The organism is Flavobacterium johnsoniae UW101, assembly GCF_000016645.1.
In the GTDB taxonomy this organism is placed as follows: Bacteria; Bacteroidota; Bacteroidia; order Flavobacteriales; family Flavobacteriaceae; genus Flavobacterium; species Flavobacterium johnsoniae.
In genome coordinates this window covers 1,818,814-1,834,827 of sequence record NC_009441.1, presented here as the reverse complement: position 1 = coordinate 1,834,827, position 16,014 = coordinate 1,818,814, and the positions used below count along the sequence as shown (strand labels likewise).

Genomic DNA, 16,014 nt, shown 5'->3' with positions numbered 1-16,014 from the left:
TCAATTATATTTGTAAAGTCTCTGTTAACTATCAAAGAAAACAATTATGATCACGGCTGAATTGTTAGAGAAATATGGTGCAATAAAAAAGTCTTTTAACAAAAATGAAATTATTTTTGAAGAAGGAAATCTGCCTGCTCATTATTATCAGATTATTTCGGGAGAAATTAAAATGTGCAATTATAATGATGACGGCCGCGAATTTATTCAGGGAATATTCTATAAAAATCAATCTTTTGGCGAACCTCCATTATTTTTAAATCAAAAATATCCCGCCAATTCAATTGCTGTTGAGGATAGTGAAATGCTTCTTCTTCCAAAATCTAATTTTATGAAACTGCTGGAAGAAAACCCGGCGATCAGCATTAAAATAATAGAAAACCTCGCACAGCGACTGTATTATAAATCAGTTATGGCTGCCGAAATTTCGACACATGAACCGGAACATCGTGTTTTAAAATTAATGGATCATGGAATCGCTTATTTTAATTTTCAAAAAGACAAAAACGGTTATCTTATTAATTTTACCAGACAGCAGATTGGAGATTTAACCGGTTTGCGGGTAGAAACTGTTATTAGAGCCATAAAAGCATTGGAAAAGAAAGGTGAATTGAGGATTATTAATCGAAAAGTATACAGATAAAAAAGTTCTTGTTTTATGATTTTAATCATAAAATGCAGTTGTATTGCGGACGTATCTTTGTCATATAAAAATCTGAATATCATGACACTATATCAAACCACATTCGACATTTTCAATAAAAATTATATGGGTTCTGCTGCAATGGCAGTAATTGGGCAAAGCTGTCTAGGAGGCGCTGCCGCAATGTATGTTTTATCTAACGGAACTTCAATTCTTCAAATGGTTCAGCTGGCAGTTATCGTTCTAGCTTGTATCTTTGTAAACACTTCAATTTTGGCTCAAATGAAACATAAAGTGGTTTTTAACCTTTTAATTCTGAGTTCAATTTTAAGCGTATTATTTATTCTGCTAAATACTCTTGTTCTGTGAAAAAACAAATAGAAAATAGAGCTGACGTTTCTTTTCTGGTACATCAATTCTATGATAAAATAAGAGCCGATGAAGAAATCGGCTTTTATTTTAATGAAGTGATTTCTGACTGGGATGCGCATCTCGAAAAGCTGACTGATTTTTGGGAAACCAATTTATTTGGTGTCCGCAAATACAAAGGAAATCCTCATACTGTTCATAACGAGGTAGATGCTCATTTTGACGAAAAAATTACTCCAAACGAATTTGGTATCTGGCTTAATCACTGGGCTCAAACATTAGACGAGCATTTTGAAGGCGAAAATGTAGAAACTTTAAAAAGACGTGCCCGAAAAATGAGCACTTTTTTGTATATGAGTATGTTTCAACACAGACAAAAAGAAAGTGAAGTTTAATCGCCCTGTAAAGTCATTGCGATTATTTCTCAAAAGCATAAACCAAAGTAAAAGTCCCTTCAAAGTTATCAGATTTGATTTCTTTATAATGCACATCAAAATCCTTAACCAAATTATCAAAATGAAGACTTGCCTGTGTTTGGGTTTCATCTAAAGAAAAGTTGCTCACATTTATATGATCTTTAAAACTGATTCCTTTTTCATTTCTGATTTTAAAGATTGCTTCTTTGGCTCCCCAGATAACGGTAAGTTTTTTTATATATTCTTCTGTAAAAGATGAATCTAAATAACTGCATTCATAATCTGTAAATTTATCTGCGATTCTTTGGATTTTTTCTCGCTGCAATTCCATATCAATTCCAACTGTTTCGCAGCTTATAATTATCGCTGCAAAATGATAGGAATGTGTTATTGAAATATAGTTATGACAATCAAAATACGGTTTCCCAAATTCGTCATAATGCAAATCTTTATCAGTAAAACCCATTTCCTGAATCAGCATTCGAACACTTAAAAAAGCACGCTGATGCATTTGCGATTTCATCCCGTCGAGTCTCTTTTGTGTTTTTTCCTTCAACACAACTTTACTTAATAATTCTTCAAGAGATTCTGTTATTTCCCAAATTAAGATTTTAGTTGTTTCGTTAAACTGTATGGTTTGAAATAGAGGCATCTCTTTTTAATTGTAAATTATGAATGATTAATTATAAATTATTTTCCTGATTTTCAAGTCATACTTGTAATGTATGAAAAATCACTATATCCCAAAAAATGTATTAGTAAATATAAGCAATTAGCAGCAAAGGTAATAGTTTCAGAATCTTTTTTAAATGAAGTTACCTTACTTATATGGTTTAAAACGATTCATAAACTAACATTCTAAAGATTAAGAAATTAAAGATTTCACAAATCTTTATATAAATTAGTAAAAATAAAAAGCTATTCCTTAAATTTGCAAAAAATTCACACCTGAGCCTGATAGGCGGACGGACGAAGTAATTATACAAATATAATATAGATAATATAAATGAGTACTACAACTACGCCATATGTGGCTTTCAAAGTAAAAGACATTTCTCTAGCGGCTTGGGGAAGAAAAGAAATTGAACTAGCTGAAGCTGAAATGCCAGGTTTAATGGCACTTCGCGCTGAATACAAAGATGAGCAGCCATTAAAAGGAGCTCGTATTGCTGGATGTTTACACATGACGATTCAAACTGCTGTTTTAATCGAAACTTTAATTGCTCTTGGTGCAGAGGTTACTTGGTCTTCTTGTAACATTTTCTCTACTCAGGATCAGGCTGCTGCTGCTATTGCTGCTGCTGGAATTTCTGTTTATGCTTGGAAAGGTCTTGATGAAGAATCATTTGACTGGTGTATTGAGCAGACTTTATTCTTTGGTGAAGAAAGAAAACCATTGAACATGATTCTTGATGACGGTGGAGATTTAACTAACATGGTTATTGATCGTTACCCAGAATTAGTTGCTGGAATTAAAGGTCTTTCTGAAGAAACTACAACAGGTGTTCACAGACTTTACGAAAGAGTAAAAGCTGGAACTCTTCCAATGCCTGCAATCAACATTAATGACTCTGTTACTAAATCTAAATTTGACAACAAATACGGATGTAAAGAATCTGCTGTAGATGCTGTACGTCGTGCAACTGACTTAATGTTAGCAGGAAAAAGAGTTGTTGTTTGCGGATATGGTGATGTTGGAAAAGGAACTGCTGCTTCTTTCAGAGGTGCTGGTTCTATTGTAACAGTTACTGAAATCGATCCAATTTGTGCTTTACAAGCTGCAATGGACGGTTATGAAGTTAAAAAACTAAACACTGTAATTGCTAATGCTGATATCATCATTACAACTACAGGAAACAAAGATATCGTTCTTGGAGAGCACTTCGAGCAAATGAAAGACAAAACTGTTGTTTGTAACATTGGTCACTTCGATAACGAAATTGATATGGCTTGGTTAAACAAAAACCACGGTGCATCTAAAATCGAAATCAAACCTCAGGTTGACAAATACAACATCAACGGTAAAGATATCATCATCCTTGCTGAAGGTCGTTTAGTAAACCTTGGTTGTGCTACAGGTCACCCAAGTTTTGTAATGAGTAACTCATTTACAAACCAGACTTTAGCTCAAATCGAATTATGGAACAACAGTGCAGCTTACAAAAATGAAGTTTACATGTTACCAAAACATTTAGATGAAAAAGTTGCTGCTTTACACTTAGCTAAATTAGGTGTTGAACTTGAAGTTCTAAGAGAAGATCAAGCTGCTTATATTGGTGTTGAAGTTCAAGGTCCATTCAAACCAGAATACTACAGATATTAATTAATTTTAGATTGAAGATTTCTGATTTTAGATTTTCTTAAAATCATATATCAAACCCGACAGGTTTTAAAAACCTGTCGGGTTTCTTTTTTTATTTGAGTTTCTAGTTATCAAAAAGCGAATTAATTTAACAAGACATTTACAACGTTTTTACCAGATAACTTTAAATTTGGTTTTTAAAATATAAAAAATGATTGAAAATGTTCTATGTGAAGTACACGGTTCTAAAGAAATGTCTTTTACCTGCATTCACATTGCAATGGCAATAGACTCAAAAGAAAAATCAGGTTTTTTCTATTCCGAAGCCGAAGAAGATCTTCCGCAGATTGCATGGTGCAATGCATGCGAACAATGGCTTTTGGATAACGGTGAGGAATGGAATGACGCTTTTGAAACTCAGGCCGATTTTAAAATGTTATGCGCCGACTGCTTTGATGAAGCTAAAAAAATGCAATTAGAAACTGTTACAACTTAAATATTCGCCATGAAAAAGATTTTTCTTCTCTATACTTTTCTATTTCTAAATTTATCTGCCTTTGCACAAAATAATGATGCCTGGAATTCATTTCCAAACAAAGACACCACCTTAATTGGATTTAAAGACAAAAACGGAGTAATTAAAATAGAACCTAAATTTTCAGGTTTTACAATCGCACGTAAATTCGAAAACATTATAGCCGTAACTGAAGAAAAAGATCAAAAATGGAAAAGCTATTATTTAACCAAAACAGGAAAAACAGTTGGTCTAGATAGTTTATATGTTTTTGATAACGGTCCCGACTGTGAAAATGAAGGCCTTATAAGATTTACAGATCATAAGACTGATAAAATGGGAATGTTTAACAGTGAAGGAAAAATCATTATTCCTGCTGTTTACAGCAATTTAACCAAAGCTAGAAACGGAATGATCATCGTTTTAAAAGATGCCGAAAAAAAACAAGATGGAGAGCATTTTTACTGGACGGGCGGAAAAGAGTTCTTAATTGACATCAATAACAAAGTCCTGATTGAAAATTTTGCTTACAACGACGATCTTAATTTTTATTCATTAGAAAAAACAAAAGAGCCAAGTAAAGATCCAATTAGAGAAAATTTTCTTGGAATCGACGGTCAATATTATTCTTTTATAAATTTCGACAAAGAATTTAAATATTGGCTGCAAAACACAATCCTTTCCGATTTATCTAAAGCTAATCTGGAAAAACATTCTTTTGACAAAATTGTATATTGGAAAGAACCAGACGGCTGGATAAACTCCCCTAAAGCCAAATTTATCTATCAAAATTATACTTTTTTAAAATTAAAACTTCAGGAACTAAAAAATCCAAAAACGGATTATTTTGTTACTACAGACGGACTAAATCAGTTTATTTTTGAATCCAGCGAATACGAAATGTATTTCAATAATTGCAATGAATCTAAAGAATGGATTTATCCCGTAAAAAGTATCATTATCCACCCAAAAAACAAGAATGATCTTGGACAGGATCACATTCAGTTTTTACGAACAGAAAATGGATATAAATTAATAAGTGTTTCTTCTAAAAAAGATAACCTTAAATAATTCATTTCGGTTTCGTACAAAGTTTAACTTTGTAAAAAAGTAAACCATGAAGAATTTTTTATTTTTATTCATCGCTATAATCTTCGAAATCATTGCAACTTCTGCATTAAAAAAGTCCGAAGAATTTACCAAATTAATTCCAAGTATCATTACCGTAATTGGATATTGCGGTGCATTTTATTTTCTAAGTTTTGCCATTAGAACCATTCCTGTAGGGTTTGCTTACGCAATCTGGTCCGGAGTCGGGATTGTTTTAATTACTGCAATTGGCGCTATATTCTTTAAAGAAATACCAGATTTACCCGCCATAATTGGATTAAGTTTAATTATCCTTGGCGTAGTTGTAATTAATGTTTTTTCTAAAACCACAGCGCATTAGTTTTTTGTTTCAAGTTTCATGTATCACGTTCGGGCACAACTTAAAACAAAAAAAAACTCCGCAAGTTTCGGATTTTATTCCAGCAGAAACCAATCGATCTTTGTCTTATAAAATTGAATAAAGATGAACACACAGGAAACCATAAATTATAATCGCATTGCAGAAGCAATCGATTATATCAAAGCCAATTTTAAAGAGCAGCCAAATCTTGATGAAGTAGCTGAGAAAGTGCATTTGAGTCCGTTTCATTTTCAAAGACTTTTCAGCGATTGGGCAGGAACAAGTCCGAAGAAATTTTTACAATACACAAGTCTGGAACACGCTAAAAAACTACTCAAAGAAAATCAGGCAACCATTTCTGAAACCGCTTTCGAGACTGGACTTTCAGGAACAAGCCGACTTCACGATTTATTTGTAAATATCGAAGGAATGACTCCGGCGGAATATAAAAACGGCGGAAAAAATCTTGAAATAAATTACAGTTTTGCAGAAAGTCCGTTTGGAAATATTATTGTGGCTTCTACACAAAAAGGTGTTTGTTTTATGGCTTTCGCCGAAGATGAAATAACCGGATTTACTGCTTTGAAAGATAAATTTCCAAATGCTCAATTTTCAAAAAAACTAGATCTATCACAGCAAAATGCTTTATTTATTTTCCAAAATGACTGGAGCAGATTATCTGAAATAAAACTACATTTAAAAGGAACCGATTTTCAATTGAAAGTTTGGGAAACTTTATTAAAAATCCCAATGGGACAGCTTTCTACTTACGGTTCTATTGCACATCAAATTCAAAAACCAAATGCATCACGCGCCGTTGGAACTGCAATTGGCAGTAATCCTGTTGCGTTCCTAATTCCGTGTCATCGCGTAATTCAGTCTTCAGGAACATTTGGCGGTTATATGTGGGGAAATACCCGAAAAACAGCAATTATTGGCTGGGAAGGTGCGCAGGTAAATTCTCAATTATAATTTACGCCCAGTATTATTTTTGCCACGAATTACACGAATGTGTACGAATAATTTTTATCAAAAAACAGAAAAATTTGTGTAATTCGAGTAATTCGTGGCGGAAAAAAAATCTCAAACTAAAACTCTTATGCAAAATATACAATCTAAAATCGCTTCTCAAAATTGGGAAAACATAACAGAAACAATGCATGAAAATGGTTTTGCAGTTCTTTCCAACATTCTTAATAATGAAGAATGTGAAGCTTTAAAAGCTGAATATAGGAATCCTAGTTTATATCGAAAAACTGTTGTCATGGAACGTTATAGATTTGGTTTGGGCGAATACAAATATTTTAATTATCCGCTGCCGGATTTAATCCAGAATCTTCGTTCTTCAATTTATCCTAAACTAGCTCCAATTGCCAATGCGTGGATGAAAGCTTTAAATATTAATACTGTTTTTCCTCAAACTCATTCAGAATTGCTGCAGCAATGTCATGATAATAATCAGCTGAAAGCGACAGTTTTAATTTTAAAATATGGTAAAGGCGGATTCAACACGCTGCATCAGGATTTATATGGAGATGTTTATTTCCCCATTCAAATTGTGCTTTTCTTAAATGAACCTGATGAGGATTTTACAGGAGGTGAATTTGTATTGACACAGCAAACTCCAAGAGCGCAGTCTAAAGCTATTGTTTTGAAACCAAAAAAAGGTGATATTCTGGCTTTTACGACAAATTTTAGACCCGTAAAAGGCACGAAAGGCTATTATCGTGTTAATATGAAACATGGAGTAAGTGAAATTCATTCTGGTGAACGTTTTACATTGGGAATTATTTTTCATGACGCGCTTTCGTAAATATTTTTTCGCCACGAATTCACGAATTAAACTAATTCTATCCGCATAGATTTAAAAAAAATTAGTGAATTCATGGTGAAAAACAAAACACAACAATATGTTGCAACACAATAAAATTTCAGATTCAGAACTTCGAAGTAAAATTAAAAAAGGCGAAATTTGCTTTGGCGGTAACCAAAAGCTAAAAATCTACGGAACTTTAAAATGTGCTTCCGGAAAGAGAATGAAACGAGAGAATCGGGTTTTCTTTTCTTCTGAAGAAAATGCAAAACAAAATGGTTTCAGACCTTGCGGGCATTGTATGAAAATTGATTATCTAAAATGGAAAAATGGACTTATTTAATCCTCAAATAGACGAAACCACTAATCTGCTTCCAAAAGACGGAACTGTGAATTATTACGGTAAATTGTTTTCGAGAACAGAAGCAGATTTTTATCGCGATACTCTTTTAAACACTATCGAATGGAAAAATGATGAAGCCATTATTTTTGGAAAATTAATTTTAACTAAAAGAAAAGTGGCTTGGTATGGCGATAAGGAATTTGAATACACGTATTCGAATACTACTAAAAAAGCGCTTCCGTGGACTCCTGAATTACTAAAATTGAAAAGTTTTATTGAAGAAAAAACAGGAGAAACTTTTAATTCTTGTCTGCTTAATTTATATCATTCCGGCGAAGAAGGAATGGCATGGCACAGTGATGCTGAAAAAGATTTAAAGAAAAACGGTGCAATTGGATCAATAAGTTTTGGCGCCGAACGTAAATTTGCTTTCAAACATAAGGAGTCTAAAGAAACTGTTTCTATGATTCTGGAACACGGAAGTTTATTGGTCATGAAAGATGAAACGCAGACACATTGGCTGCATCGGCTTCCTCCAACAAAAAGCACTCAAAAACCCAGAGTTAATTTAACTTTTAGAACTATTGTAAGATAGAAATACTACTTCTTTTTTGTAACAACGTTTTCATACGAACGAATTAAAGCATCTTCAAACATTTCGGGTCTTACTCTCGAAAGTTCTACAATCGTCCAGCCTTGTTTTCCCCATTTATTTGGAATTTCATAGAAAATCTTTTCGCTTGACGCACAAAAAACGGACTGGTCTATTTCGTTTAATTTTAAAACAGCCTGATTATTTTTTTCATCAAAAGTGGCAAAAATCTTCTTTTTAATTCGAAAAGAGATTTTCTCAAAATGAGGTTCTTCAGTCGCATCTGGAAAAGACATTGCTAATTTTCGAAATTCTTCAATTGAAACCATACTATCATTTATAAAGATTAAAGCTTACTTTTTACCAGCCTTGATATAATCCATCTTTTAAAACCTCATCGTATTTTTCTTTATCAAAAGAATATAAGTTTGGGGCTTTGTGCGCGACATTGCTTTTCTTTTCGTCTAATTTGGTAAGAATTCCAATATTGGTGATTTTGCGTAAAAAATTTCGGCGGTCTAATTTTTTGTCTAAAATTGTTTCGTATAATTTCTGCAATTCCGGAATTGTAAATTTTTCAGGCAATAAGTTATAACCAATTGGCATTAAATTCAATTCGACTCTTAAAGTATCGAGAGCTTTATCCAAAATTTCACGATGATCTAAAATAAGTTCCGGAACTTCTTTGTGGTCAATCCATTCTACAATTTCGTTTCTGTTTATTGGATTAGGAAGAATCTTTGAAAAATCTACTAATGCATAATATCCAATTGTAACAAAACGTCTTGTCAGCCATTTTCCTAATTCAGGACTGATATCTAAATGTTTTAAGGCCTCATTATCAAAATGATTTTCATTTCGCTTAATTTTTCCAAACGTCGAAAATTGTCTCAAAAATACACCTTCTACACCGGTTCGTTCGTTTAAAACTGTTACTGCTGCAGTATCAATATCCTGATCAATTGGGATAAATCCGCCCGGAAGAGACCATCGTTCACTGTGAGGCGTATTAATAAGCAATACTTTTAACTGATTATCATGAAACCCAAAAATGACACAATCTATAGAAAGTCCCGGCTGGTAATTTTCATTATTTTCTAGTATAGATTTCAACATTTTTATTTTTAATTAACTCGTTTTAGATTTAATTAAGCATGCAATTTACTTTATTTTAAAAAAGTGTAACCTTCTTTTAGAAAATAAGTCTTATAAAAATAAACTAAGTTAACATAAATTTAAAAGTGTGCGAATCACAATTTTAGTTAAAATTACAAAACTAATCGAAAAAAGAAGTACATTGCGTCATAATAACACATTACGTGTGTAAATTGTTAAAATTCTGTTTTAAAACAAGAAAAAACTTATGAAATAGGATTTTCGTTATAAAAAGAATTTATATAGAAGTTAATTACAGAATTATGAATATCAATCCGTTAAAAAATATCAGTGAGAAAATTAGAAACAAAATCTGGTCTTCTTTTGGATTTGTTTCTAAGACTTATCTTCTTGAAGCTTCATTAAAATATAGTGAAGAACAAGAAAGAATTTTTAATCAGGTTATTGAACGAGAAGTTAAAAATAAAAAAACAAAGCGCGAAGCTCTTGATAAAGCTTTACTTGAATCTTATAAAGGAATTGGCGCTATGGATTTCATTAACACTGTCCTGAAATAATTGTATTAATTATTTTAGTTTTTATACGCTGCCTCACTTTTAGTGGGGCTTTTTTTATCTCGTTTAAGTTTTCGAAAATAACTGAACAAAATGTACTATTATTATATATTTTTGCTTTTCATAGTAAGAATATACACCGATAAAAATTGTAAAATTTATAAGCATGGAAAACACAGTAGAACAAGAAAATTATAAAATTCAAAAACCTGAAAACTGGGCTCCAAAAATTGATGACAATCAACTGATTGAATCTATAAAAGAATCTGATTTCTCAAACAAACAAGTTGAAGAAGGAAGAGATTTCTGCTACCTTTTAGATAAAGTTTATTATACAAGTGATAACGAAAATAGTGAGTATGCGTGTGTTGCTTATACTCTTAATGAACCTTCAAATCTTGAAAGTGCTTCGGTAAAAGATGTTGTAGTAGAAGAAAACGAAACGTATATTATTCATAGAATAAGCGTTTTAAGAGAAGGTGTCCTGATTGACAAAATTGCAGATACTAAAATAAAAGTTCTTGACAGCGAAAATCAAAGTGAAGGCGGTATTTTAAGCAGTAATAAAAAAGTAAATATTACGATTAAAGATTTACGTCTTTATGATGTTTTAATTACAGAAGATTCACGCGTAAAAGTTTTTACAGATCGTGATTTTATGAGAAAAGAATTTCTAAAATATGTTTACGTTACCCCAAGTACTTACTGGGCATACGGAAATTATAAATTTACTTTTATTAACGATCGTAAAGATCCTATTGCTTATAAAAAAGCATTTTTTAGAGACGATGAAGGAAATGTTTTAGAACCTGAAATTAAGCATCTGAAAAAAGGCGAAAGATTTGTAATTGAAAAACAGGACTACATCAACTTTTTTGATACTAACAGAGAAATTGCACCTTTTATCGATTTTGCAACAGACAGCAGCTGGGTTGATCTTGCTAATTACATTGCACCTCTTTACGAAGAAATCTACAGTAAAGCTTCTTTAAAAGAATTTGCTCCAAAACTTGTCGAGAAATTAGATGCTATTACAGATAAAGATGAACAATTACAGTTTGCAATAGATTACGTGCAGAATCATGTTTATTATATTTTTAATGCCGATGAAATGAACGGCCACAAGCCGCAGGAACCCTCTGTAACCTATGAAAATAAACAAGGTGACTGCAAAGCAAAGTCGGTTTTATTAAAGGTAGTTTTAGATTATATTAATGTTGATTCTTCTGTAGTATTGGTTAACTTTAATACTGATCATTACATTACACATTACCTGCCGTCGTTATTGACTTTTAATCATGTAATCTTAAAAATCAATTACAAAGGCGAAACGTATTTTATTGATGCAACATCAAGAGACGAATTTGGGTTAATTGAAAATCGCGGTTTTATTTATTTCCTGCATTATCTGGAAGTAAAACAAAATCAGGGATTACAAATTAGAGAACCTCACAAATTTTCTTATTATGGCATTAATGAAAAAGTAGATTTCAGCGCTCAAAATAGTATCGGAAAATTAAAACTGGTTACGACTTATAAAGGAAATCGTGCCAATTACATGCGCAAATATTTTAAGAATACCAATAAAAGAGAGATCGTAGACAGCTGGAATAATTTCTTGTTTTATACTTTGAATTATTCAAATGACAGAAACGGAACTGATATTAGAACTATTTTTAAAGATGCTGTTATTGAAATTGTAAGCGATGATAAAAAGCTGAACGAGTTTACTATTCAATATAATGCCGAGATCGAAAATCCATATTTTACAGATCAGCAGCAAAATCGTTTTTTAATGTATTTTGACCGAAATATGGTTAAAAACGGCGCCCGCGATTTTATGCATACCGATATTCCTTTCTGGCATAATTTTGATAACGAAAAATATGAAGTCAATTTATTGACTGATCAAAAAATAGATACTCAGGAAAAATATACTATTCAGGAAAGTACTATTAACAATCCTTATTTTGATTATACCAGCCGTAAAAAAGTAACCAAAAACGGTGCATCGATTTACATTGATTACAAACCATTGGTAAATCTTGAAATTCCGCAGAAAGATTTTGAAGAATTTAGAAATGCGCACCATACAGTTGCCGACAGTAATTTCGGGATTGGAATTGATATTATTGAACAAGGGTTATTGAATATGCTGAAATACAGCTTCAAGAAACGTTTAAAATAATAACATATAAAAAACGGGGCTTTCAAAGGCCCCGTTTTTATTTCATTACTTTTCAAGTAATTCAAAATCTGATCTTAATTTAATATCTGCAGATGAAGAACCAATCATAAGTTCAAAATCTCCAGGTTCTGTTGTCCATTCTAGTTTATCGTTATAGAATGAAAGTTTTTCTTTGTCAATTGTAAATTCAATAGTTTTAGATTCACCCGCATTTAATTTCACTTTTTCGAAATCTCTTAATTCTAAAACCGGACGCACCACTGATCCAAATTTGTCTTTTAAATACAATTGTGCTACTTCTTCTCCTGCCACTTTTCCAACATTTGAAAGTTTAAATGAAACTTTAATGGTTTCATTGCTTTTTATTTTTGTTGAAGAAAGTTTCAAATCAGAATAACTAAATTGTGTATAGCTCAAACCGTATCCGAAAGGAAATTTAGGTGAGTTTTTTAAATCGATATACGCCGAAACATAATTGGTTTCGTTTTCTGTTTTAGCTGGTCTTCCTGTACTAAAATGATTGTAGTAAATAGGAATTTGTCCTACTTCTCTAGGAAAAGTCATTGGTAATTTCCCTGACGGATTATAATCTCCAAATAAAACATTAGCAATTGCATTTCCAGCTTCGGTTCCTAACCACCAAGTGTATACCACTGCCGGAACATTATCTGCAGTCCAGTTAAAAACAAGAGGTCTTCCAGCATTAATTAAAACTACAACCGGTTTTCCTGTTGCCTGAATTGCTTTTACTAAATCTTCCTGAACGCCTGGTAAATGAATATCGCTTCGGCTTTTTGCCTCACCGCTCATGTCACGTCTTTCTCCAATACTTAAAATTACAACATCGGCTTGTTTTGCAGTTTCAACAGCTTCAGCAAAACCATCTTTATTTGTCCCTTCTATTTCACACCCTTTTGCATATAATAACTTCGTGTTTTTGCCAACTTTATTCTGTAAGCCATCCCATTGAGAAACAATCCATTTATTATAGTCAACTTCAGGAAGTTCTACAGACCAGAATCCCATGTTTTCTTTGTATTCTTTTACCATAGGTCCAATGAAAGCAATCGTTTTTACGCTTTTAGATATTGGTAAAGTCTGGTTTTCATTCTTTAATAAAACAATACTTTTTTGAGCAACATCAAGAGCAGCCTTTCTGTGTTCCGGATTGTTTAAAGCTTTTTCTGCTCTCTTCTCATCAGAATATCTGTAAGGATCATCGAATAAACCTAATTCAAATTTCTTGCGAAGAATACGTTTTACAGCATCATCAATTAAATCAACAGAAACTCTTCCTTCTTTAACTAATTGTGCCAGATTATAACGGTAAGCATTACTTTCCATATCCATATCGCTTCCGGCTGTAATAGCTGAGTATGCGGCTTCTTTTAGGTTTTTTGAATAACCGTGCGCTACCATTTCGCCAATAGAACCCCAGTCAGAAACTACAAATCCCTGAAAGTTCCATTTTCCTTTTAAAATATCACGTTGTAAATGTGCATTTCCAGTTGCAGGAATTCCGTTAATATCATTAAATGAATTCATGAATGTTGCTGCACCAGCGTCTAAAGCTGCTTTAAAAGGCGGTAAATAAGTTTCCCAAAGCATTCTTTCGCTCATATCAACAGAATTGTAATCTCTTCCGCCAACTCCAGCTCCATAAGCTGCGAAGTGTTTTACGCATGCCATTACAGAATTTAGATCTCCTAATTTATTTCCCTGAAAACCTTTTACTCTTGCATAGGCAATTTTAGAACCTAGATAAGTATCTTCTCCTGCACCTTCCATTACACGTCCCCATCTTGGATCACGGCTGATGTCGACCATTGGAGCAAATGTCCAGTGAATACCGCTTGCAGAAGCTTCTGTTGCAGCCACTCTTGCCGCTAATTCAATTGCCTGTAAATCCCAGCTGGCAGCTTCGGCTAAAGGCAGAGGAAAAGTAGTTTTGTATCCGTGAATAACATCCTGACCAAATAACAACGGAATTTTTAATCTTGACTGCATTGCCAGTTCCTGATATTGTCTGGTATATTTTGTTCCGATGATGTTCAGCATCGAACCAATTAACCCGGCTTTGATTTCAGATTGTTTGTTTGGGTTAATAGTAATTGGACCTGTCGCCTGATTGTCTCCAGTGTATTGGTTTAGCTGGCCTATTTTTTCTTCAATAGTCATTTTTTTCAACAGATCATTTACTTTTTGATCTATTGTTTGCTGCTGTGCCGACGCAAAAAGCGAAAGCATAAACAGAGTAATTGTGGTTACTTTTTTCATAGTTTAAGTTTTTACCAAACGTAGGTAGCTGCTGCACCAGCGTTTAATGTGGTTGCGATTTGTTTTTGATTGTATTTAATATTGAATGTTTCTGCTGAAGCTCCATCATTTTCTACGATCAAAACAATTTTTCCCTGTGGTGTTTTAAAAGCAACATTATAAAGGTTTCCGCTTACATTACTTCCTATTCTCACTGAACCTTCTGGAACAAATTTAGAAGCATGGCCTATAATATAATATCCTACTTCTCTTTTAATATTCTGATTTTGATCAATCATTAATGCCCCTTTACAAGTTGAGCATCCGCCCGGTGTAAAAGGTTTGTAATACTCATCGTTTGCTAATCCCCATGAAAGGGCATTTTTACTCCAATTACGCATTGAACCAATTACAACATTTTTGACGCTCCATTTCAAATCGTTTTCAAAACTGCTTTTTGATCCTGTATATTGTTCTGTAAAATATAAATCTTTATCTGGAAATTCATTATGAACGGTTGATAAAGCACTAATGTCTCCTTCATATAAATGAAAAGCTGAACCAGCCACAAAAGGATTGGCTTTGCTGTCTCTTAAAATAGTCAAAGGATATTCGGGTTTGTTACAATTATGGTCGTAAACAATAATTTTGGTTTTAATTCCTGCTGCTTTAAATGCCGGTCCTAAATGATTTCCTACAAAATCTGCCTGCTGTTCTGCCAGCATTAATAAACTTGGATTGTTTCCGGGATGTAATGGCTCATTTTGAGGTGTAATAGCATCAATAATAATTCCATGTGATTTCATCGCCTGAATATATTTTACAAAATACTGAGCATATACTTCATAGTATTTGGGCTGTAAACTTCCTGCTTTAGAACTTCCGTTGTCTTTCATCCAAACCGGAGGTGACCAAGGCGATCCCATTATTTTTATCTTAGGATTTATTTTTAAGATATCCTGTAAAACCGGAATCACATCGTTTAAATCCGGACCTAAATTGAAATGTTCTAATTTTAAATCTGTTTGTCCTTCCGGCATATCATCATATGAAAAAACTTTCTCATTCAAATCAGATGCTCCAATACTAATTCTAAGGTAACTCAAACCAATTGCATCGCCTTTTCTTGAAAATAATTCCTGAAGCAGGGCTTCTTTTTTGGTTTTATCCAATTTCATGATTGCCTGCGCGCTTCCTCCTGTTAACGAAAAACCAAAACCTTCTATGGTTTGGAATTTTTGAGAGGGATCAATCTCAATAGTCTGGTTTGAATTAATTTCTGAATTAAAAACTAAGTCTTCTTGTTTTTTCAGTTTTGAAGTTTCATCTGTTGTTGTTATCCAGGATTCTGCTTTATCAGAATTGGAAACAGCATTTTTTGAAGATCCGCACTTTATCTGCACAGCAATAAGCGGCAGTAAAAGCAGGATTTGAAGTTTTTTGTTGATGTTTATCATT

General features: G+C 32.9%; 18 protein-coding genes. 13 read left to right on the top strand and 5 right to left on the bottom strand.

The annotated features are described in order from the left end of the window. Window positions 1-46: 46 nt before the first annotated feature. The 3 genes from FJOH_RS08205 to FJOH_RS08195 all read left to right on the top strand — a co-directional run bounded on the left by FJOH_RS08205 (window position 47) and on the right by FJOH_RS08195 (window position 1,407). A complete protein-coding gene (locus FJOH_RS08205; RefSeq protein ID WP_012023659.1) occupies window positions 47-643 on the top strand; it encodes a Crp/Fnr family transcriptional regulator in 597 nt (198 codons plus the stop codon). A gap of 81 nt (window positions 644-724) precedes the next feature. Then, the gene (locus FJOH_RS08200; RefSeq protein WP_044047580.1) at window positions 725-1,012 is read left to right on the top strand and encodes a hypothetical protein; all 288 of its coding nucleotides are present in this window, start codon (window positions 725-727) and stop codon (window positions 1,010-1,012) included. Then, window positions 1,009-1,407, top strand: a complete 399-nt coding sequence (locus FJOH_RS08195) for a group III truncated hemoglobin (protein ID WP_012023657.1) — start codon at window positions 1,009-1,011, stop codon at window positions 1,405-1,407. The genes FJOH_RS08200 and FJOH_RS08195 overlap by 4 nt, the downstream gene beginning before the upstream one ends. A gap of 22 nt (window positions 1,408-1,429) precedes the next feature. On the opposite strand, the gene FJOH_RS08190 is transcribed toward FJOH_RS08195, so the two are convergent. Continuing rightward, window positions 1,430-2,080, bottom strand: a complete 651-nt coding sequence (locus tag FJOH_RS08190) for a 4'-phosphopantetheinyl transferase family protein (protein WP_012023656.1) — start codon at window positions 2,078-2,080, stop codon at window positions 1,430-1,432. 354 nt (window positions 2,081-2,434) lie between these two features. Here FJOH_RS08190 and ahcY point away from each other — a divergent pair, with 354 nt between their 5' ends. The 8 genes from ahcY (at window position 2,435) to FJOH_RS08150 (ending at window position 8,445) form a co-directional block, all read left to right on the top strand. Further along, window positions 2,435-3,751, top strand: a complete 1,317-nt coding sequence (gene ahcY, locus FJOH_RS08185) for an adenosylhomocysteinase (protein WP_012023655.1) — start codon at window positions 2,435-2,437, stop codon at window positions 3,749-3,751. 190 nt (window positions 3,752-3,941) lie between these two features. Beyond that, window positions 3,942-4,226 (top strand): hypothetical protein, encoded by a 285-nt coding sequence (locus FJOH_RS08180; RefSeq protein ID WP_012023654.1) that lies wholly within the window; start codon window positions 3,942-3,944, stop codon window positions 4,224-4,226. A gap of 9 nt (window positions 4,227-4,235) precedes the next feature. Next, window positions 4,236-5,315: a WG repeat-containing protein gene (locus FJOH_RS08175; RefSeq protein WP_012023653.1), complete on the top strand. Its 1,080-nt coding sequence runs from the start codon at window positions 4,236-4,238 to the stop codon at window positions 5,313-5,315. Window positions 5,316-5,361: 46 nt separating this feature from the next. Continuing rightward, entirely contained in the window at window positions 5,362-5,694 is a 333-nt protein-coding gene (locus FJOH_RS08170) for a DMT family transporter (protein ID WP_012023652.1), read from the top strand. Window positions 5,695-5,817: 123 nt separating this feature from the next. After that, complete coding sequence (locus FJOH_RS08165) at window positions 5,818-6,666, top strand: bifunctional helix-turn-helix domain-containing protein/methylated-DNA--[protein]-cysteine S-methyltransferase (protein WP_012023651.1); 849 nt, start codon at window positions 5,818-5,820, stop codon at window positions 6,664-6,666. Between the two features lie 127 nt (window positions 6,667-6,793). Next, window positions 6,794-7,507: a 2OG-Fe(II) oxygenase gene (locus FJOH_RS08160; protein WP_012023650.1), complete on the top strand. Its 714-nt coding sequence runs from the start codon at window positions 6,794-6,796 to the stop codon at window positions 7,505-7,507. Window positions 7,508-7,604: 97 nt separating this feature from the next. Next, on the top strand, window positions 7,605-7,850 hold the full coding sequence (locus tag FJOH_RS08155; RefSeq protein WP_012023649.1) for an Ada metal-binding domain-containing protein: 246 nt from the start codon (window positions 7,605-7,607) through the stop codon (window positions 7,848-7,850). Further along, on the top strand, window positions 7,837-8,445 hold the full coding sequence (locus FJOH_RS08150) for an alpha-ketoglutarate-dependent dioxygenase AlkB family protein (protein WP_012023648.1): 609 nt from the start codon (window positions 7,837-7,839) through the stop codon (window positions 8,443-8,445). The genes FJOH_RS08155 and FJOH_RS08150 overlap by 14 nt, the downstream gene beginning before the upstream one ends. Before the next feature lie 5 nt (window positions 8,446-8,450). Here FJOH_RS08150 and FJOH_RS08145 read toward each other — a convergent pair whose 3' ends face one another. Both FJOH_RS08145 and FJOH_RS08140 read right to left on the bottom strand, forming a co-directional pair. Next, window positions 8,451-8,771, bottom strand: coding sequence for an MmcQ/YjbR family DNA-binding protein (locus FJOH_RS08145; RefSeq protein ID WP_012023647.1), 321 nt, complete (start codon window positions 8,769-8,771; stop codon window positions 8,451-8,453). 31 nt (window positions 8,772-8,802) lie between these two features. Beyond that, a complete protein-coding gene (locus FJOH_RS08140) occupies window positions 8,803-9,558 on the bottom strand; it encodes an NUDIX hydrolase (RefSeq protein WP_012023646.1) in 756 nt (251 codons plus the stop codon). Between the two features lie 302 nt (window positions 9,559-9,860). Here FJOH_RS08140 and FJOH_RS08135 point away from each other — a divergent pair, with 302 nt between their 5' ends. Together FJOH_RS08135 and FJOH_RS08130 are read left to right on the top strand one after the other, a co-directional pair. Further along, window positions 9,861-10,115 (top strand): hypothetical protein, encoded by a 255-nt coding sequence (locus FJOH_RS08135; RefSeq protein ID WP_012023645.1) that lies wholly within the window; start codon window positions 9,861-9,863, stop codon window positions 10,113-10,115. 163 nt (window positions 10,116-10,278) lie between these two features. Next, window positions 10,279-12,300 carry a hypothetical protein gene (locus tag FJOH_RS08130; protein ID WP_012023644.1) on the top strand — a complete coding sequence of 674 codons (2,022 nt, stop codon included), beginning with the start codon at window positions 10,279-10,281 and terminating at the stop codon, window positions 12,298-12,300. Between the two features lie 45 nt (window positions 12,301-12,345). On the opposite strand, the gene FJOH_RS08125 is transcribed toward FJOH_RS08130, so the two are convergent. Further along, on the bottom strand, window positions 12,346-14,577 hold the full coding sequence (locus FJOH_RS08125; RefSeq protein WP_012023643.1) for a glycoside hydrolase family 3 N-terminal domain-containing protein: 2,232 nt from the start codon (window positions 14,575-14,577) through the stop codon (window positions 12,346-12,348). 11 nt (window positions 14,578-14,588) lie between these two features. Beyond that, on the bottom strand, window positions 14,589-16,013 hold the full coding sequence (locus FJOH_RS08120) for a glycoside hydrolase family 30 protein (protein WP_012023642.1): 1,425 nt from the start codon (window positions 16,011-16,013) through the stop codon (window positions 14,589-14,591). Window position 16,014: the final 1 nt, after the last annotated feature.